General features: G+C 54.5%; 21 protein-coding genes. 12 read left to right on the forward strand and 9 right to left on the reverse strand.

Going from position 1 to position 19,228, the window contains the following annotated elements:
* Position 1 precedes the first annotated feature (1 nt).
* Positions 2 to 214, forward strand: coding sequence for a ribosome-associated protein YbcJ (gene ybcJ, locus HV302_RS18035; RefSeq protein WP_016152124.1), 213 nt, complete (start codon positions 2 to 4; stop codon positions 212 to 214).
* A gap of 123 nt (positions 215 to 337) precedes the next feature.
* Positions 338 to 862 (forward strand): metal-dependent hydrolase, encoded by a 525-nt coding sequence (locus HV302_RS18040; RefSeq protein WP_047358035.1) that lies wholly within the window; start codon positions 338 to 340, stop codon positions 860 to 862.
* Between the two features lie 90 nt (positions 863 to 952).
* On the opposite strand, the gene cysS is transcribed toward HV302_RS18040, so the two are convergent.
* On the reverse strand, positions 953 to 2,338 hold the full coding sequence (gene cysS / locus HV302_RS18045; RefSeq protein ID WP_006685638.1) for a cysteine--tRNA ligase: 1,386 nt from the start codon (positions 2,336 to 2,338) through the stop codon (positions 953 to 955).
* Positions 2,339 to 2,511: 173 nt separating this feature from the next.
* Between cysS and ppiB the strand changes: the two genes are divergently transcribed.
* The 5 genes from ppiB to mnmH all read left to right on the forward strand — a co-directional run bounded on the left by ppiB (position 2,512) and on the right by mnmH (position 6,661).
* The gene (gene ppiB, locus HV302_RS18050; RefSeq protein ID WP_003021875.1) at positions 2,512 to 3,006 is read left to right on the forward strand and encodes a peptidylprolyl isomerase B; all 495 of its coding nucleotides are present in this window, start codon (positions 2,512 to 2,514) and stop codon (positions 3,004 to 3,006) included.
* A 2-nt stretch (positions 3,007 to 3,008) separates the two neighbouring features.
* A complete protein-coding gene (gene lpxH / locus HV302_RS18055) occupies positions 3,009 to 3,731 on the forward strand; it encodes a UDP-2,3-diacylglucosamine diphosphatase (protein ID WP_181626378.1) in 723 nt (240 codons plus the stop codon).
* 173 nt (positions 3,732 to 3,904) lie between these two features.
* Positions 3,905 to 4,414 carry a 5-(carboxyamino)imidazole ribonucleotide mutase gene (gene purE, locus HV302_RS18060; protein ID WP_016152120.1) on the forward strand — a complete coding sequence of 170 codons (510 nt, stop codon included), beginning with the start codon at positions 3,905 to 3,907 and terminating at the stop codon, positions 4,412 to 4,414.
* Positions 4,411 to 5,478 carry a 5-(carboxyamino)imidazole ribonucleotide synthase gene (gene purK / locus HV302_RS18065; protein WP_181626379.1) on the forward strand — a complete coding sequence of 356 codons (1,068 nt, stop codon included), beginning with the start codon at positions 4,411 to 4,413 and terminating at the stop codon, positions 5,476 to 5,478. The genes purE and purK overlap by 4 nt, the downstream gene beginning before the upstream one ends.
* A gap of 97 nt (positions 5,479 to 5,575) precedes the next feature.
* Complete coding sequence (gene mnmH / locus HV302_RS18070; RefSeq protein WP_016152118.1) at positions 5,576 to 6,661, forward strand: tRNA 2-selenouridine(34) synthase MnmH; 1,086 nt, start codon at positions 5,576 to 5,578, stop codon at positions 6,659 to 6,661.
* On the opposite strand, the gene HV302_RS18075 is transcribed toward mnmH, so the two are convergent.
* The 6 genes from HV302_RS18075 to ybbA form a co-directional block, all read right to left on the reverse strand.
* Positions 6,662 to 7,321, reverse strand: a complete 660-nt coding sequence (locus tag HV302_RS18075; RefSeq protein WP_003831085.1) for a methionine ABC transporter permease — start codon at positions 7,319 to 7,321, stop codon at positions 6,662 to 6,664.
* Entirely contained in the window at positions 7,314 to 8,330 is a 1,017-nt protein-coding gene (gene sfbB / locus HV302_RS18080; RefSeq protein ID WP_181626380.1) for a virulence-associated ABC transporter ATP-binding protein SfbB, read from the reverse strand. Before sfbB ends, HV302_RS18075 begins: the two co-directional genes overlap by 8 nt.
* 62 nt (positions 8,331 to 8,392) lie before the next feature.
* Complete coding sequence (locus HV302_RS18085; RefSeq protein WP_181626381.1) at positions 8,393 to 9,223, reverse strand: MetQ/NlpA family ABC transporter substrate-binding protein; 831 nt, start codon at positions 9,221 to 9,223, stop codon at positions 8,393 to 8,395.
* Between the two features lie 245 nt (positions 9,224 to 9,468).
* Complete coding sequence (locus HV302_RS18090; protein ID WP_016152115.1) at positions 9,469 to 10,602, reverse strand: porin; 1,134 nt, start codon at positions 10,600 to 10,602, stop codon at positions 9,469 to 9,471.
* Between the two features lie 187 nt (positions 10,603 to 10,789).
* Positions 10,790 to 13,204, reverse strand: a complete 2,415-nt coding sequence (gene ybbP, locus HV302_RS18095; protein WP_142417673.1) for a putative ABC transporter permease subunit YbbP — start codon at positions 13,202 to 13,204, stop codon at positions 10,790 to 10,792.
* Positions 13,201 to 13,887 carry a putative ABC transporter ATP-binding protein YbbA gene (gene ybbA / locus HV302_RS18100; protein ID WP_016152113.1) on the reverse strand — a complete coding sequence of 229 codons (687 nt, stop codon included), beginning with the start codon at positions 13,885 to 13,887 and terminating at the stop codon, positions 13,201 to 13,203. The genes ybbP and ybbA overlap by 4 nt, the downstream gene beginning before the upstream one ends.
* Between ybbA and tesA the strand changes: the two genes are divergently transcribed.
* The 3 genes from tesA to HV302_RS18115 are packed head-to-tail and all read left to right on the forward strand — an operon-like array spanning position 13,855 to position 16,193.
* The gene (gene tesA, locus HV302_RS18105) at positions 13,855 to 14,481 is read left to right on the forward strand and encodes a multifunctional acyl-CoA thioesterase I/protease I/lysophospholipase L1 (RefSeq protein ID WP_101700628.1); all 627 of its coding nucleotides are present in this window, start codon (positions 13,855 to 13,857) and stop codon (positions 14,479 to 14,481) included. The genes ybbA and tesA overlap by 33 nt on opposite strands.
* Before the next feature lie 28 nt (positions 14,482 to 14,509).
* On the forward strand, positions 14,510 to 15,280 hold the full coding sequence (locus HV302_RS18110) for an SDR family oxidoreductase (RefSeq protein WP_019076196.1): 771 nt from the start codon (positions 14,510 to 14,512) through the stop codon (positions 15,278 to 15,280).
* Between the two features lie 58 nt (positions 15,281 to 15,338).
* Positions 15,339 to 16,193, forward strand: a complete 855-nt coding sequence (locus HV302_RS18115) for a co-chaperone YbbN (RefSeq protein ID WP_155574033.1) — start codon at positions 15,339 to 15,341, stop codon at positions 16,191 to 16,193.
* A 78-nt stretch (positions 16,194 to 16,271) separates the two neighbouring features.
* Here the strand turns inward: HV302_RS18115 and fetB are convergent, their stop codons facing one another.
* The gene (gene fetB / locus HV302_RS18120; RefSeq protein ID WP_047358028.1) at positions 16,272 to 17,051 is read right to left on the reverse strand and encodes an iron efflux ABC transporter permease subunit FetB; all 780 of its coding nucleotides are present in this window, start codon (positions 17,049 to 17,051) and stop codon (positions 16,272 to 16,274) included.
* Positions 17,038 to 17,715, reverse strand: coding sequence for an iron efflux ABC transporter ATP-binding subunit FetA (fetA, locus tag HV302_RS18125; protein ID WP_181626382.1), 678 nt, complete (start codon positions 17,713 to 17,715; stop codon positions 17,038 to 17,040). The genes fetB and fetA overlap by 14 nt, the downstream gene beginning before the upstream one ends.
* A 134-nt stretch (positions 17,716 to 17,849) precedes the next feature.
* Between fetA and HV302_RS18130 the strand changes: the two genes are divergently transcribed.
* Entirely contained in the window at positions 17,850 to 18,767 is a 918-nt protein-coding gene (locus HV302_RS18130; RefSeq protein WP_016152106.1) for an SPFH domain-containing protein, read from the forward strand.
* Positions 18,764 to 19,222: an NfeD family protein gene (locus HV302_RS18135; protein WP_016152105.1), complete on the forward strand. Its 459-nt coding sequence runs from the start codon at positions 18,764 to 18,766 to the stop codon at positions 19,220 to 19,222. The genes HV302_RS18130 and HV302_RS18135 overlap by 4 nt, the downstream gene beginning before the upstream one ends.
* Positions 19,223 to 19,228 lie beyond the last annotated feature (6 nt).

Genomic DNA, 19,228 nt, shown 5'->3' on the forward strand with positions numbered 1-19,228 from the left:
GATGGCCACATTTTCACTGGGTAAACACCCACACGTTGAACTCTGCGATTTACTGAAGCTGGAAGGCTGGAGCGAAAGCGGCGCCCAGGCAAAAATTGCTATTGGCGAAGGGTTAGTGAAGGTCGATGGTGCTGTAGAAACGCGTAAACGCTGCAAAATCGTTGCCGGACAGACCGTCAGCTTTGAAGGCCACAGCATTAACGTCGTGGCGTGATCCCAGGTGCCGGATGAGGTTAACCCCTGTCCGGCCACTTCCTCTCTCCTTTTCAGATAATGACTTCATCACCACTTCACAGTGAACTGTTAGCATGTTGTTTTTCCACACGAAGCGATCATCATGCCAACAATCGTTACCCACGCTGCCGTTCCACTCTGTTTAGGATTAGGTCTCGGGCGTAAAGTCATCCCCCCGCAATTACTGTTTACTGGCGTCATTCTGGCTATGTTGCCGGATACCGACGTACTGTCGTTTAAGCTTGGCGTCGCCTACGGCAACGTGTTTGGTCACCGCGGTTTTACCCATTCGCTGCTGTTCGCCTTCGTAGTGCCGCTGCTCTGCGTATGGATGGGTCGACGATGGTTTAAGGCAGGCTTAATTCGCTGCTGGCTATTCCTGACGGTTTCACTGCTGTCGCACAGCCTGTTGGATTCGGTCACCACTGGCGGCAAAGGCGTCGGCTGGCTGTGGCCGTGGTCGGATGAACGCTTCTTTGCACCGTGGCAGGTGATTAAAGTCGCCCCGTTTGCGCTATCACGCTACGCCACACCATACGGGCACCAGGTGATAATTTCGGAGTTGATATGGGTATGGCTACCGGGAGTTATGATGATGGGTGTGCTGTGGTGGTATCGGAAATATTAATTTGCCGGATACGACAAGCGTCTTATCCGACCGACATTCGTACATTGATTGCCGGACAGGGCGCGAGCCGCCATCCGGCAATCAATATCATTACTTACGGCGCCAGGTAGTGCCCTGCGGGCCATCTTCCAGCACGATACCCATCTCATTGAGACGGTCACGCGCGGCGTCAGCTGCCGCCCAGTCTTTGGCTTTACGGGCATCCAGACGCTGCTGGATTAACGCTTCAATTTCAGCAACTTCACCGTCATCCGCCTGCGCACCGCTTTGCAGGAATGCTTCGGGCTCCTGTTCCAGCAGGCCCAGCACGCTGGAAAGCTTACGCAGATGCGAAGCCATACCGTTAGCCGCCGCCATATCTTCACCCTTCAGGCGGTTAACCTCACGCGCCATATCAAACAGCACGGAGTAGGCTTCCGGCGTATTGAAGTCATCGTCCATCGCTTCAATGAAGCGTGCTTCAAAGGCTTCGCCACCGGCTGGGGCAACGGACTTATCGGTGCCGCGCAGCGCGGTATACAGACGCTCCAGTGCAGAGCGCGCCTGCTTCAGGTTCTCTTCGCTGTAGTTTAACTGGCTACGGTAATGACCAGACATCAGGAAGTAGCGAATGGTTTCGGCGTCGTAGTATTTCAGCACGTCACGCACGGTAAAGAAGTTGCCCAACGATTTGGACATTTTCTCCCGGTCAACCATCACCATTCCGGAGTGCATCCAGTAATTAACGTATTCACCGTCATGCGCACAGGTAGATTGAGCGATTTCGTTTTCATGGTGCGGGAACATCAGATCCGAACCACCTCCATGAATATCAAAATGGTTGCCCAACTGTTTGCAGTTCATCGCCGAACATTCGATGTGCCAGCCAGGACGACCCGCGCCCCATGGAGACGGCCAGCTCGGCTCGCCTTCTTTGGACATTTTCCACAGCACGAAGTCCATCGGGTTGCGCTTCACATCAACCACATCAACGCGTGCGCCCGCCTGCAGCTGATCCAGATCCTGGCGTGACAGCTGACCATAGTTCGGGTCAGTCGGCACGTCGAACATCACGTCGCCGTTATCAGCGACATAAGCGTGACCTTTGGCAATCAGCTGTTCAGTGATTTCAATGATCTCAGCGATATGGTGCGTAGCGCGCGGCTCCAGATCCGGGCGCAGAATATTCAGTGCGTCGAAATCGCTATGCATTTCCGCGATCATTCTGTCGACCAACGCCACAAAGCTCTCACCGTTTTCATTCGCGCGCTTGATGATTTTGTCATCAATATCGGTAATGTTGCGCACATATTTCAGCTTATAGCCGAGGAAGCGCAAATAGCGCGCGACAACGTCGAAAGAAACGAAGGTACGTCCGTGGCCAATATGACAGAGATCGTAAACGGTAATACCACACACGTACATGCCGACTTCCCCGGCATGAATAGGTTTGAATTCCTCTTTTTGGCGCGTCAGTGTATTAAAGATTTTTAACATCGAAGATTCCGTGTAGACGTGTGTGGATAGTAAAGTCTGTATAATACCCATAATTTAGACCGGAAGCAGCACACTTTGCGAGGTGATCGCAGCTTGCGGTTATGCTATAACACACCCCTAACTCTGACCCTTCACGGGGTCGAAGCACCAATCTATCGGAACAGGATGCAAAAATGGTTACTTTCCACACTAATCACGGCGATATCGTAATCAAAACGTTTGATGATAAAGCGCCTGAAACAGTTAAAAACTTCCTGGACTACTGCCGCGAAGGTTTTTACAACAACACCATTTTCCACCGTGTTATTAACGGTTTCATGATCCAGGGCGGCGGTTTCGAACCGGGCATGAAGCAAAAAGCCACGAAAGAAGCGATCAAAAACGAAGCGAACAACGGTCTGAAAAACACCCGTGGTACGCTGGCGATGGCGCGTACTCAGGCTCCGCACTCCGCAACCGCACAGTTCTTCATCAACGTTGCAGACAACGACTTCCTGAACTTCTCCGGCGAAAGCATGCAGGGTTGGGGTTATTGCGTGTTTGCCGAAGTTGTTGAAGGCATGGACGTGGTTGATAAAATCAAAGGCGTTTCCACTGGTCGCAGCGGTATGCACCAGGATGTGCCAAAAGAAGACGTCATCATCGAAAACGTGACCGTCAGCGAGTAATCGTGACGACACTGTTTATTGCAGATCTTCACCTCTGCACAGAAGAACCGGCGATCACCGCCGGTTTTCTGCGTTTTTTAGCCGGTGATGCGCGAAAAGCTGATGCACTGTACATTCTCGGCGACCTGTTTGAAGCCTGGATTGGCGACGACGACCCAACCCCACTGCATCATGAAATAGCCGCGGCGATAAAATCACTGGTTGATTCCGGCGTTCCCTGCTTTTTTATTCACGGCAATCGAGATTTTCTGCTCGGCAAACGTTTTGCCCGTGAAAGCGGCATGAGCTTGCTGCCTGAGAAAAAAGTACTCAACCTGTATGGCCGCAAGGTATTGATCATGCATGGCGACACTTTGTGTACCGACGATGCAGGCTATCAGGCGTTTCGCGCCAAAGTACATCAACCCTGGCTACAGAAGCTGTTCCTCTCCTTACCTCTGTTCGTTCGCCAACGTATCGCCGCGAAAATGCGCGCCAACAGCAAAGCGGCCAACAGCAGCAAGTCACTGGCGATCATGGATGTGAATCCGCAGGCCGTCATCACCGAGATGGAAAAGCATCAGGTCCAGTGGTTAATTCACGGCCACACCCACCGCCCGGCAGTCCACGAGCTTACGGCCAATGAGCAACCCGCTTTCCGCGTGGTATTAGGCGCATGGCACACCGAAGGGTCGATGATCAAAGCCACGCCAGATGACGTTGAACTGATCGCATTTCCGTTTTAATTCCGCAGATATCCAGTTCCTCTTTACACAAAACTCGTTGAGATGCAGCCAGCTACAGAGGCTGCCTGAAGGGTGAAGTGTAAAGCGCGCAATCGTTTTCCTTGACGGCGAATTATGCTATTCTCTGTGGCCTCAAAAGTCGAGTGTAGTGCATCACAGGAGTTTTCAGACGCATGTCTTCCCGCAATAACCCGGCGCGTGTCGCCATCGTGATGGGGTCCAAAAGCGACTGGGCTACCATGCAGTTCGCCGCCGAAATCTTCGAAATTCTGAACGTGCCGCATCATGTTGAAGTCGTCTCCGCCCACCGCACCCCTGACAAACTGTTTAGCTTCGCCGAAAGCGCAGAAGAGAACGGCTATCAGGTGATTATTGCCGGTGCTGGTGGCGCTGCACATCTGCCAGGCATGATTGCGGCGAAAACGCTGGTGCCTGTTTTAGGCGTCCCGGTGCAAAGCGCGGCGCTGAGCGGCGTAGATAGCCTTTACTCCATCGTACAGATGCCGCGCGGTATTCCGGTCGGAACGCTGGCTATCGGCAAAGCGGGCGCGGCAAATGCGGCCCTGCTGGCAGCACAAATTCTGGCAACACACGACAAAGCATTACACCAGCGTCTGAACGACTGGCGCAAAGCACAAACCGACGAGGTGCTGGAGAATCCGGACCCGCGAGGTGCGGCATGAAGCAGGTCTGCGTACTCGGTAACGGTCAGCTAGGGCGCATGCTGCGCCAGGCCGGTGAGCCGCTGGGCATTGCGGTCTGGCCCGTCGGGCTGGATGCCGAACCAGCAGCGGTCCCTTTTCAGCAAAGCGTGATCACCGCTGAGATTGAGCGCTGGCCGGAAACGGCGCTCACCCGCGAGCTCGCGCGCCACCCGGCATTTGTCAACCGCGACGTTTTCCCGATTATTGCCGACCGTCTGACGCAAAAGCAGCTTTTTGACAAGCTCGGCCTGGCAACTGCGCCGTGGCAGTTGCTGGCGGATAAAAGCGAATGGCCTGCAGTATTCGACAAACTCGGTGAGCTGGCGATCGTGAAACGTCGCGTCGGCGGTTACGACGGTCGTGGGCAGTGGCGTTTGCGCGCAAATGAAACCGAACAACTGCCGGACGACTGCTACGGCGAGTGCATCGTTGAGCAGGGAATCAACTTCTCTGGTGAAGTCTCATTGGTTGGCGCTCGTGCGCACGACGGTAGCACCGTCTTCTATCCGCTGACCCATAACCTGCACCAGGACGGCATTCTGCGCACCAGCGTGGTCTTCCCGCAGGCTAACGCCAAACAGCAGAAACAGGCCGAAGCGATGCTCTCTGCCATCATGCAGGAGCTGGGCTATGTCGGCGTGATGGCGATGGAATGTTTCATCACCCCGGAAGGTCTGCTGATTAACGAACTGGCTCCACGCGTGCACAACAGCGGGCACTGGACGCAAAACGGTGCCAGCATCAGCCAGTTTGAGCTGCACCTGCGCGCCATTACCAACCTGCCGTTACCCACGCCGGTAGTGAACACTCCTTCGGTGATGGTAAATCTGATTGGTAGCGACCTGAACTATGACTGGCTGAAGCTGCCGCTGGTGCATCTGCACTGGTATGACAAAGAGGTGCGTGAAGGGCGTAAAGTGGGACACCTGAACCTGAGCGACAGCGATACCGCGCGTCTTAGTGCGACGCTGGAAGCGCTTATCCCCCTGCTGCCGCCGGAATATGCCAGCGGTATTATCTGGGTGCAGTCAACGCTGAAATAAGCCATTAATGCCGGGGATTTGATTTTATCCTTCCCCGGCCCCTCCTCTGGCGCGTAAAATCCCCTCCATTGCTGTTTTTGTATTTTCAGGATCACACATGAACGATGGAACGGACTATCGCGCAATTTTGCTCGCTGGTACGCCTATAATCGATGTACGCGCCCCCGTCGAATTTCTGCAAGGCGCAATGCCGGGCGCAATCAACCTTCCCCTAATGAACGATGACGAACGTGCCGCCGTGGGTACCTGTTATAAACGTCAGGGACCCGAGGCAGCCCTCACGCTCGGCCATCAATTGGTCTGCGGCGAGACTCGCCAACAACGTATGAAGGCCTGGCTGGATGCCTGTCGTCAAAATCCTGCGGGTTATTTATGCTGCGCGCGCGGCGGTCAGCGTTCGCACATTGTGCAACAGTGGCTGCACGAGTCCGGGATTGACTACCCGCTGATACACGGCGGCTACAAAGCCCTGCGTCAGGCGGCGATTCAACTGACTGAAGAGTTAGTGCAAAAGCCGATCGTCTTAATTGGCGGCTGTACCGGGAACGGTAAAACGCAGCTGGTGCAACAGCAGCCGAACGGCGTGGATCTCGAAGGTCTGGCGCACCATCGCGGTTCCTCGTTTGGTCGCACCGTTGAACCGCAGCTGAGTCAGGCGAGTTTTGAAAACCTGCTGGCGGTCGAAATGCTCAGAACCGACAGCCGTCAGGATCTGCGTCTGTGGGTACTGGAAGATGAAGGCCGCATGATCGGGGCTAATCATCTTCCTGAGTGCCTGCGTGAACGCATGACCCAGGCATCTATTGCAGTGGTGGACGATCCTTTTGAGCGTCGTCTGGAGCGACTGCGTGAAGAGTATTTCGTGCGGATGCACCACGATTTTACCCATGCTTATGGCGAGAGTCAGGGCTGGCAGGAGTATAGCGAGTATCTGCACCACGGCCTGTTTGCTATTCGCCGCCGTCTGGGTTTACAACGTTTTGCCGAGCTGACGGCCCTGCTCGACGTGGCTCTGCGCGAACAGCAAGCGACGGGCAGTACCGACGCCCATATGGGCTGGCTGGTGCCGTTGCTCAACGAGTATTACGACCCGATGTATCGTTATCAACTGGAAAAGAAAGCCGCGAAAGTCGTCTTTCGCGGCACATGGCAGGACGTTGCCGACTGGCTTAACGCACAGTGATCAGTGTCTGTCGCGCTTATCCGCGCGTTTCGCCAGCCAGTCGCCCAGCACCTGAACGACCTGCACCAGAATAATCAGCGCCACCACGGTGACGATCATGACCTGGGTTTCATAGCGGTAATAACCAAAGCGAATCGCCAGGTCGCCTACCCCACCGCCACCAACGATTCCGGCCATCGCGGAGTAACCGATCAGACTCACCAGCGTTATCGTCAACCCACGCAGCAGACCCGCGCTCGCTTCAGGTAACAGAACGGTGCAGATGATGCGCATCGGGCTGGCGCCAAAGGCTTCCGCCGCTTCAATAATGCCTTTATCGACTTCGCGCAGTGCGCTGTCGACCAGACGGGCATAAAAAGCGATTGCCGCCACCGAGAGCGGGACCGAGGCCGCAATCGGCCCAATGGTATTTCCGAGTAAAAACTGGGTGAGCGGCAGCAGCAGCACCAGCAGGATCACAAACGGCACCGAACGGATGATATTCACCAGCACGGAGCTGAGCAGATACACAAAACGGTTTTGCCAGAATAAATGCCGGTCGGTGACGAAAATAAGAAAACCGAGCGGCAGACCGCCAATAATCGCCAGCACCGTAGAGATACTTAGCATCTGAAAGGTTTCATTAAACGCCAGCGTCAAATCAGGCAATAAATCATCCACGAATCACCTCCACCTGTGCCGTGCGTTGACGAATATGTTCCACGGCGACATCCACCGCAGAAGGGTTATGCGGCGCGGTCAGTTGCACCACCAGAATCCCCAGCGCACGCTCGCCGATATATTCAATTTTGCCGTGCAGAATGTTCACCGCCACACCAAATTTAACCGCGACTTCTGACAACACTGGCTGTTCCGCCGAATCGCCGATGAACAGAATTTTCAGCAACTGGCCAGGCAAATGCTGGCGCAACCGTTCGGGTAGCGTCAGATTGAGGGTATGCGACACCAGTTGCTGCGTGAAAGCGTGCTGCGGGTGAGCAAAAACGTCAAACACCTCACCGGACTCCACCACCTTGCCGCCGGACATCACCGCCACACGATCGCAAATCGATTTGATCACGTTCATCTCGTGAGTGATCAGCACGATCGTGATCCCCAGCTGTTGGTTGATCTGCTTAAGCAATGCCAGAATAGTGGCCGATGTTTCCAGATCCAGCGCAGAGGTCGGTTCATCACACAGCAGCACATCGGGGTGATTGGCAATCGCACGGGCAATACCAACGCGCTGCTTTTGCCCGCCGCTGAGCTGCACAGGAAAGCGGTTTGCCTTGTCAGACAGCCCCACCAGCGTCAGGATTTCGCTGACGCGTGGGCCAATTTTACTGCGCTCCCATCCGGCAGCCTTCAGGCTGAAAGCGACGTTTTGCGCCACGGTACGGGTATGCATCAGATTAAAATGCTGAAAAATTATCCCAATACGCTGACGGGCTTTACGTAGTTGCGCCCCTTCCAGCGCGGAAATTTCTACGCCGTTAACCTTTACGCTTCCCAGGCTTGGTCGCGTTAAGGCGTTCAGGGTGCGCAGCAGCGTACTTTTCCCCGCGCCGCTGGTCCCGACAATGCCAAATATCTCGCCTGCGCCTATGCGCAAGCTGACGTCATCAACCGCCCGGGTTGATGGTCCACGGCCTGCGCTAAAATCCACGCAAACCTTTTCTATCTCAATCATAGCCACCTCAGAAATGCGAAAAGGGCAGTCGCCGCTGCCCCTGTTAACCTTGTGCGCAGCGATTATTGGGCTGCCGACATCCATTCCGGTTTCTGGAAGGCGCTGTAGATATTTTGCGGATCGTCGATCACCGCGCGATACGCCGGAGATTTCACCGCCGCCACAATATCTTTCGCGAACGGTTTATCCGCATCTTCACTGCGTACCACTATGATATTTTTTAGATTTTCATCAAGATGCTCTTGCTTGATGGCGCTGGCGAGATCCAGTTTCGCCGCCACGGCAAAGTTACCGTTGACCAGCGCGCCGGTCACACCGTCCAGGGTACGCGGCAGTTGTGCCGCTTCCAGCGGTTTAAACACCAGCCCTTTCGGGTTGCTGGCGATATCGCGCTCAGAGGCTTTAGTCGGATCGATAGTGTCTTTGATGGTAATAAGGCCAATAGACTGCAGGAAACGCAGACCGCGAGCCAGATTGGTTGGATCATTGGAAAGCGTGATCACATCCCCTTTTTTTAACTCATCCAGGCTTTTGATTTTATGTGAGTAAAAACCCATCCCGGCCGTCGGGACCACAATCAGCTTGCTCAGCTTCAGTCCTTTATCAGCGGTGAATTTGTCAAAGTAGAGCGAGTGCTGGAACAAGTTGGCATCAATACTGCCGTTGGAAAGCGCCATGTTCGGCTGCACGTAGTCGCTGAATTCGCGCACCACTACCTTATAGCCTTTCTCTTTCAGCGTAGGGGCAATGGCCTGTTTCACCATATCGCCGTACGGACCAGGTGCGACGCCAAACACGATGGTATGCGGGTCACTGTTCGCATGAGCAAGTTGTAATCCACAGGCCAGTAACAGCGCTCCGGTCGCGACGCGTAAACTCTGACGCAATCCCATAATTTCTCCATTTTAACGTTGTGGTGTCATGTCTCACGCCGTTCTTGCGGCGTTGTTCTTGTTGGCCTGTTAACAGGCTGATTGTTAACATGACACAGATCACAACCTGCTGTCCTTGAAATTATTTCATGATGTTGCGGGATATGTCGTTGAATGTACGTTGAAGGTACTAATGTGTTTTTCAGCAAAGGATAGTAAAAAACCGGATAACCTTCTGGTTATCCGGTTTTGGCAGGGAAATTGACTTAGAAATCGTAACGCAGACGAACCAGGTTCATATCACCCAGATTGTCGGTGCTGGAGGTGAAGACGTGTTCGTAATCCACACGGAAACCGTAGTCCAGCTGGAAGCTGATACCCACACCATTGTCGGTACGCAGGTAGTTACGACCATTCACGTATTCAATACGGTCGCCCATAACGTAGGGTTGAACGGATTTCAGCGCATACTGACCAACAGGGAAGGTGTAACCCGCGAAGTATTCCAGACCCCAGGCATCACCGGCAAAGTAATCGTTAACGGAGACTTTTTTGGTGGTCATGAAGTTTTGATACCAACCGCCGCCCATCGAGAAGGTCCAGTTGTCCGGTTTCCAGCTCAGCGCGGTACCGACGATGTTTTGATCGTAGGTTTTGCTGGTGTCGCCACGCATTTCCGCGCGGGTGTAGTTCCACGCCGTACCCCAGGTCAGGTCATCGGTGATGTGATAATCCACACCCAGCGAGCCACCGCCTTTACGCTTGTAGCGCAGACCGTTGTTCGGGTTGTAATCATCGCTGAACAGATAAGATGCGTAGAGATCAACATCGCCAACCGTTTTCTTATACTTCAGTGACTTACGCGTACGATAGGAACCGTCATAGTCGCCATTGATACCGTTACCTGGTGCCTGACCGATCATATCGTAGTCCCAGATATCCGTTTTCGCACCAACCACATCATAGTAAATGCTGTTCTGTTGACCGAAGGTCAGCGTACCCCAGGTCGCGCTCTTCAGACCGGTGTACAACATACGACGCGTGGTATCGTTGGCGCCGTTAGCATAGTGATTATCCCAGTTGAACATTGCCGGGAAGTTTACGCCCAGCTCGTAATAACTCACCCAGCTGATGTCATCAAACAGATAGTAATCAGCGGCGAAGCGGAAACGCGTCCCGCCGTCGAAGCCATTACGTTTGTAGCCATTCTTACCATCGTCACCGGCCATATTCTGGAACTGCGGACGAATACTCCCGCCGACGGTGAAGTTAAGACGGCTCAGCGGGTTGCCCGCCTGTGGATCTTGTTTCAGGACCGTGATTTCCGCCTGGGAGGCGAACGTCGTTAATGCCACTGCTGCGCCGATCGATACCGCCAGCGCCGTTTTTTTTATAGTCATTATTTGTACCTTGATAGATAGCCTGCCAATTATTCAGCATACAAATATTAACGTTTATTAATACACTCGTGTTGTCGGGTTTTTATTGTTCTGTGCTGTTAAATATCAATGAGTTATCAATTTGTGCTACATAGATAAAAAAACGCACCGATTAAAAAAACCGGTGCGTAATCATCACGAATATGAATTAACTACTGAATTGACGGAACAGCGCTTTGCCTTTTAGCAGACGTGAACCGAGCCATCCGCCGCATAGCGAGAGCAACAATGCCCCACAAAGCGGCAACACGACCCACAGTCGCCAGTCTGGCTCCCACGGAAAATCAAACACTCGGGTTTGCAGCACCGCCAGTGCGGTTTCCGCTCCGATGGCAGCCACCAGTCCGGCGACCATTCCGAGCATGGCGAACTCGCACCATAGCGTGGTACGCAATAGCTTCTTACCCGCGCCCAGCGTGCGCCAGACCACCAGTTCCTGATGACGCTGACGCATTCCGACCTGGACCTGCGCCAATAGCAGCAACATACCGCAAGCGGTAACCAGCACCACCATCACCTCCAGTGCCCGGCTCACCTGCTCCAGCACCTGGCTCACCTGTTTGAGGATTGCACCAATATCCAGCAGGCTGATAGTCGGGAATTCGCGGTTAAGCTGCGTCAGCATGCCGTTGCCGTTCTCCCAGCGAAAGCTGGTTAACCAGCTTTGCGGCTGAGCGTCCAGCGCGCCGGAGGGAAAGATAAAGAAGAAGTTGGGGCGCAGGCTTTCCCAGTCCACTTTGCGCAGACTGCTGACCGTGGCGCTGAAATCCTGGGTATCGCCCATAAAGGTCACCCGATCGCCAAGCTTGACGTTCAGCCGTTTCGCCAGCCCCTCTTCCATCGAGACTTCGCCCGCTTTTGGCGGCCAGCTTCCGGCAACGATCGGGTTATGATCCGGTCGGGTATCCTGCCAGGTCAGATTAAGCTCACGGTTCAGCGCCTCATCGTGATTGCCTTCGGTCGGCTTCTCATTGATCGCCGTCAGACGCGCCCGCACAATCGGATAGAACGATTCCGGGATCACCTGATGCTCAGCCAGGAAAGCCTTGAGTGGAACCACCTGTTCGGTGGCAATGTTGATGAGAAAATAGTTCGGGCTTTCCGGCGGCATTTGCTGCTGCCAGCGGTCGAGCAGGTCGCCACGCAATACCAGCAGCAGCGCCAGCAACATAAAGGAAAGCGAAAATGCCGACAGCTGACTGAGCGTTGACCACGGCTGGCGCAACAGCCGACTGACCGCTAAACGCAGCGGCAGCGAGGTGAGCGTCAGGCCACGCAGCACGTTGAGCAGCATCCAGCCGAGCACCCCGCACAAAAGCGCCAGCACTACCGCTCCGGCCAGCACGGCCCACAGCAGCGGGCTTCCGCCCATCAGTCCGGCGAGCAGGGCAATCACGACTATCAATACCACCGGCAAATAAAACTTCAGCGGCCAGACGTTTGCCACCACGTCACGGCGCAGTACCCGCAGTGGCTGAGTCGCCAGCAGCAAACGGTAAGGGCGTAACCCCACCAGCAGAGAAATGACCGTCATGGTGCCTAATGCCCATAGCCACGGCCAGGGACTGGCAGGCGGCAGTTCGCCGGGCAGTACCGGCTTAAGTAATACCACCAGCACGCGTTCAAACAACAGCCCGAATACCCCTCCGGTCACGCCAGACAGCGCCAGCACCATCAGCCATTGACCAACAATTAGCCTGCGCAACTGTGCTCTGCCCGCGCCAAGGGTTTTCAGAATAGCCACCAGATCGTAACGACTGCGGCAGTAATGGCTCATCGCCACGGCAACCGCAGCGACCGCCAGCAGCAGGGTTAGCAGCGCCGACAGCAGCAGGAACTGTTGCGAACGCTCCAGTGATTTCCCCAGCGCCCCTTCATCCTGCTCCAGCCCATACCAGCGCTGTTCAGGCTTTAACTGCGGGAGCAGCCATTTTTCATAGGCTTCCAGTTGCTGCGGTGTCCCGCCAAATTTATAGCGCCAGGTCACCCGGCTCCCCGGCTGGACCGCCGCCGTTTTTTCGACATCCGCCATGTTCATCATCAGGCGCGGCGCTATCTGGAACGGATTAAAACCGGCGTCCGGCTCCTGCACCACTTCCCCGGCGATGCGCAGCGTGGCATCACCCACGTCGATGGAATCACCGATTTTTAAGTTCAGCAACGCCATCAGACGCGGAGCCAGCAGCACCGAGCCAGGCTGAGGTTTCAGTCCCGGCGGATTGGTTTGCAACGTGCCATACATCGGATACACATCATCCACCGCTTTGACGTTCGCCAACTGCGGCGTATCCCGGGCAAAGGTCATAGTGGCAAAGGTCAGTTGTTCGCCCACTTTCAGGCCACGCTGTCGCGCCTCGTCAATCCACGCTTTCGGCACGGTACGCGAACTTTGCAGCGACCGATCTCCCGCCATAAACTCACGGCTTTGCTGGCTCAACCCTTTTTCCATACGATCGCTGATATTGCCCAGCGCCAGCACGCAGGCCACGGCCAGGCTCAGCGCCAGCCAGACAATCAGTAATGAAGGCGAGCGCCATTCGCGCCAGAACCAGCGTGCAATCATGCCTCCTCCTGCAACTGTCCGTTCACCAGGCGTAAACGCCGATCGCAACGCGCCGCCAGTTGAGAATCATGGGTCACCAGAATCAGGGTGGTGCCATGTTCCCGGTTCAGAGAAAACAGCAGGTCGGCGATTTTGTCTCCGGTCTGGCGGTCCAGATTGCCCGTCGGTTCATCGGCAAACAGCACGTCAGGGCGACCGTTAAACGCCCGCGCCAGCGCCACGCGCTGCTGCTCCCCGCCGGAAAGCTGGGCCGGAAGATGATCAAGACGTTTTCCCAGCCCCAGTTGCTCCAGCAACGTTTTTGCCCCGTCGCGACTTTTTCCGCTGTTTTCGCCGCGCAACAACGCGGGCAACTCGACGTTTTCCAGCGCGTTAAGGGTCGGAATTAACATGAATGACTGAAAGACAAAACCCACGTGTCGCGCCCGCAGCTGTGCCCGGGCTTCTTCATCCATGGTGTGCAGCGCCTGCCCCACCAGGCTGACTTCACCGCTGGTGCCATCGTCCAGCCCGGCGAGGATCGCCAGCAGTGTGGATTTTCCTGAACCCGACTCGCCAATCAGCGCAATGGTCTCGGCGCGTTTGACAACCAGTTCAACTCCGGTAAGGATGGATAGCTCATGATCACCCTGACCGACGGATTTCTTAAGATGATGAACTTCAACAATGTTTTCCGCTGGCATTGGCCTTTCCTGTTCCTGGTCCTGTTAACTTTCCGCGCCGCCGCAGCGGACACGTTATTAATTCTGGGTGACAGCCTGAGCGCCGGATACCGTATGTCCGCCAGCGCCGCGTGGCCTGCGCTACTTAATGATAAATGGCAAACCAAAACGCCGGTGGTGAATGCCAGTATTAGCGGCGACACCTCGCAGCAGGGGCTGGCCCGTCTGCCTGCACTACTGAAGCAGCACCAGCCGCGCTGGGTGCTGGTCGAACTTGGCGGCAACGACGGTCTGCGCGGTTTTTCGCCTGCGCAAACCGAACAAACCCTGCGCACGATTCTGCAGGATGTGAAAGCAGCAAATGCCGAACCGCTGCTGATGCAAATTCGTCTGCCGGCAAACTACGGTCGCCGTTATAATGAAAGCTTTAGCGCGATTTATCCAAAACTCGCCAAAGAGTTTGATATACCTCTGCTGCCCTTTTTTATGGAAGAGGTTTATCTGAAACCCCAGTGGATGCAGGATGATGGTATTCATCCTAACCGTGACGCCCAGCCGTTTATTGCCGACTGGATGGCGCAACATCTCACTCCTCTAGTAAATCACGACTCGTAAAACAACGGAGATCCTGACAGGTAAAGTTATGCAAAAATCGGTCTTAATAACAGGATGTTCCAGCGGAATCGGTCTGGAAAGCGCGCTTGAGCTAAAGCGCCAGGGTTTTCAAATTCTGGCGGGCTGTCGCAAACCTGACGATGTGGCGCGTATGAACAGCATGGGATTCACCGGCATATTGCTGGATCTGGATTCACCCGAGAGCGTAGATCGCGCGGCTGATGAGGTGATCGCCCTGACCGATAATCGTTTGTATGGGATCTTTAACAACGCCGGATACGGCGTCTATGGCCCACTGCCCACCATCAGCCGCGAGCAGATGGAACAGCAGTTTTCCGCCAACTTCTTTGGCGCACATCAGCTTACCATGCGCCTGTTACCCGCCATGCTACCCCACGGCGAAGGACGAATTGTGATGACCTCGTCGGTAATGGGATTGATCTCAACGCCGGGGCGCGGGGCCTATGCCGCCAGCAAATATGCGCTGGAAGCCTGGTCCGACGCGCTGCGTATGGAGCTGCGCCACAGCGGGATTAAGGTCAGCCTGATTGAGCCTGGCCCTATTCGCACCCGCTTTACCGAAAACGTCAACCAGACCCAGAGCGATGCTCCCGTGGAAAACCCCGGAATTGCCGCGCGTTTTACGCTGGGGCCACAAGCGGTTGTCGCCAAAGTGCGTCATGCGTTTGAGAGCGACAAACCAAAGCTGCGTTATCCGGTTACGCTGGTGACCTGGGCAGTTATGCTACTGAAGCGCCTGTTGCCAGGCCGCATAATGGACAAAATTTTACACGGTTGAGTTGAAGCACGCGCGTCAGCCCCCATGTAACAAGAAATCGACAAAAGAGAGTAACTCCATGTCCACACAGAATATTGTTAACATTAACGAATCGAACCTCCAGCAGACCCTTGAACAGTCGATGACCACGCCGGTCCTGTTCTATTTTTGGTCTGAGCGCAGCCAGCATTGTCTGCAATTAACGCCGGTACTGGAGAGCCTTGTTGCTCAGTACAACGGTCAGTTTATTCTCGCCAAGTTAGACTGCGACGCCGAGCAGATGATCGCCTCCCAGTTTGGTCTGCGCGCGATCCCCACGGTTTATCTGTTCCAGAACGGTCAGCCGGTAGATGGATTCCAGGGCCCGCAGCCGGAAGAAGTTATTCGCGCGCTGCTGGAGAAAGTGTTACCGAGCGAAGAAGAGTTGAAAGCGCGCCAGGCGATCGAGTTCATCGAAGCCGGCAATCACGCTGATGCGCTGCCGCTGCTGAAAGAAGCCTGGCAGATCTCCAATCAGAGCAGCGAAATTGGCCTGCTGCTGGCGGAAACGCAAATCGCCCTGAACCGTCCAGACGAAGCCGAAGCGGTGCTGAAAACTATCCCGTTGCAGGATCAGGACACCCGTTATCAGGGCCTGGTGGCACAGATCGAACTGCTGAAGCAGGCGGCTGATACGCCTGAAATCCAACAGTTGCAGCAGCAGGTCGCCAGCAATCCACAGGATGCGGCGCTGGCAACTCAACTGGCCATTCAGTTACACCAGGTTGGACGTAACGAGGAATCGCTGGAATTGCTGTTCAGTCACCTGAAGAAAGATCTCACTGCAGCCGACGGTCAGGCGCGTAAAACCTTCCAGGAGATCCTTGCCGCACTGGGCACCGGCGATGCGCTGGCCTCGAAATACCGCCGCCAGCTGTACGCGCTGTTGTACTAATCCGCTGCATTTGCCTGATGGCGCTTGCGCTAATCGGGCCTACAATCTCCCCGTAGGCCCGCGCCATCCGGTACTCCATTAGGTTTTTTTCAAATGCGTCACCACCAGTTGGTGACGTGAATTATAGAACTTCCGATAGGTCAGGTAGCAGGCGATAATGGTTGACAGACTGGCGGTCGAAAGCAGCATAAACGTCACCATAATCTGATACTTAATCGCTTTTACCGGATCAATACCTGCAAAGATCAACCCGGACATCATCCCCGGTAAACTCACCAGTCCCACGGTCTTCGCTGAATCGATCGTCGGGATCAGCGAAGCGCGAATACTGTCGCGAATCAGCGGCGCGGAGGCCACTTTCGGCGTCGCACCGAGGCTGAGTTTTTCCTGAATTTGCTGCTGTTCGCTGTTAAACCGCTGCCCCAGATTGTTGTAACACAGCCCTACCGCAACCATCGCATTGCCTGCAATCATGCCGGAAATTGGGATCACCTGCATTGGGGTAAACTCGATAGAGCCTGACAGAACCAGCACCGCCAGCGTTAACCCCGCCCCCGCCGTGATGGCGATAAATGACGAGAGAAAAGCTTTATCAATATATTTACTGCGCTTTTGCGCGTTATAGGCCGCGTTGAAACAGATAAATAGCACCATCAATAAGGTCAGAATGCTGTGGTTAACGCCGAAAATATATTTCAGCACATAACCAACGATAATAAGCTGAACCACCGCCCGGCAAACGCTCCAGAGAATATCTTTTTCCAGCGCCAGTTTTTCTTTGTTGCTGATCAGTATCGCGACCACCACCAGCATCATCGCTAACGCCAGTGATTCATTGGTAATATTATGCTCGTTCATTGCTTACTTCCTGCATTTCCCCGGCGTGCGGTTGAAGGGTTATGACATTATCCGCATGATTAATTTCATCTTTGTCGTGCGTCACCCACAGCACAGCAATATTCTTATCGCGAACATAGTGGTGAATTAATTCGTTCACATTCCGTTTATTGGCTTCATCCAGCGCGCTGGTAATTTCATCAAGCAGCAGGATTTTTGGCAGAAACTGTAAATTACGAATTAACGAGACGCGTTGCTTTTCGCCGCCAGACAGCTCATTGATGTTTTTTTTGAGGATCGTTTCGGGTAGCTCAAAACGGGCCAGATCGGCAAGAAACACATCCGGCTCCGGACGTTTATCGCGGATTTGCCAGGGGAAAATGAGGTTGTCGTAAACGGTGTCACCAAACAACGCGGGCGTTTGCGCACAATAAGAGACCTGCTGGCGATATGTTTCAGGCTTAAGAGTGTTTATCTCCTTGCCCTCAAAGAGAATTTCACCGGCAGTCGGGCTAATTAATGACGCCACTATCTTGAGTAACGTACTTTTACCGCAACCAGACTGGCCGGTAATCAGCTTAAATTCTCCGGCCCGGAGATTAAAACAGATGTTATTGAGAACCTGCGTCGCCCCTGCCTGCCATGCGACATTTTTTAACTGAAGCAGAATGCTGCTTTCGTCCATTACCAATCCCTTTTTTACCTCTTTCGTGCAGACAGTCTATCCCTGTAATTTATTATAGGGGAGCCCACCCTGATAAATCGGGTATAATTTGACTAATGAGGCAGTAAAGGACAACACAACAGGAGGTTTCATCAATGCTCATTTTTATTCCTATTCTCATTTTTGTCGCGCTGGTCATCGTCGGTGCTGGCGTCAAAATCGTCCCGCAGGGATATCAGTGGACGGTCGAGCGTTTTGGCCGTTACACCAAAACCCTGCAACCGGGTCTAAACCTTGTTGTACCGTTCATGGACCGCATCGGTCGTAAGATCAACATGATGGAACAGGTGCTTGATATCCCCTCTCAGGAAGTCATCTCCAAAGACAACGCCAACGTCGCGATCGATGCCGTCTGCTTTATTCAGGTGATCGACGCGCCAAAAGCGGCTTATGAGGTCAGCAACCTGGAACTGGCGATCATCAACCTGACCATGACCAACATTCGTACCGTTCTCGGCTCGATGGAACTCGATGAAATGCTCTCCCAGCGCGACAACATCAACACGCGCCTGCTGCATATCGTTGATGAGGCCACGAATCCCTGGGGCATTAAAATCACCCGTATTGAAATCCGCGATGTGCGTCCCCCAGCAGAACTTATCGACGCCATGAACGCGCAGATGAAAGCCGAACGCACCAAGCGCGCCTATATTCTTGAAGCGGAAGGGATCCGTCAGGCAGAAATCGTCAAGGCCGAAGGTGAGAAGCAGTCGAAAATCCTCAAAGCGGAAGGTGAACGCCAGTCGGCATTTTTACAGGCTGAAGCGCGTGAACGTTCCGCAGAAGCCGAGGCCCGCGCGACGCAGATGGTTTCGGAGGCCATTGCCGCCGGGGATATTCAGGCCGTGAACTACTTCGTGGCGCAGAAATACACCGAAGCGCTGCAGCACATCGGTTCGTCGAATAACAGCAAAGTGGTGATGATGCCGCTGGATGCCAGCAGCCTGATGGGGTCCATTGCCGGGATAGCCGAACTGGTGAAAGACAGCGCCAGCGAACGGAAAAAATCATGATAGCGATGATTCTGGTGCACCCGCACATCTTCTGGCTCAGCCTCGGCGGTCTGCTACTCGCCGCCGAGATGCTGGGCGGTAACGGCTATCTGCTGTGGAGCGGCGTGGCGGCGGTGATTACCGGCCTGGTGGTGTGGCTTATCCCGCTTGACTGGGCGTGGCAGGGGGCGATGTTCGCCGTACTCACCCTGCTGGCGGCCTGGCTGTGGTGGAAGTGGCTGGCAAGGCGTGTACAAGATCAGAAACCCGCCGACAGCCATCTTAACCAGCGCGGGCAACAGTTGGTTGGCCGTCGATTTATTCTGGAAACCGCCCTGGTCAATGGCCGCGGACATATGCGCGTCGGCGACAGCTCATGGCCCGTCAGCGCCCGCGACGATTTGAGCGCCGGAACGCAGGTTGAAGTTATTGCCGTTGAGGGAATTACCCTGATTATTACAGCGGTATCACACTAAAAAGAC

Origin of the sequence: Citrobacter sp. RHBSTW-00859 (assembly GCF_013729795.1) — a bacterium.
Taxonomy (GTDB): Bacteria; Pseudomonadota; Gammaproteobacteria; order Enterobacterales; family Enterobacteriaceae; genus Citrobacter; species Citrobacter braakii.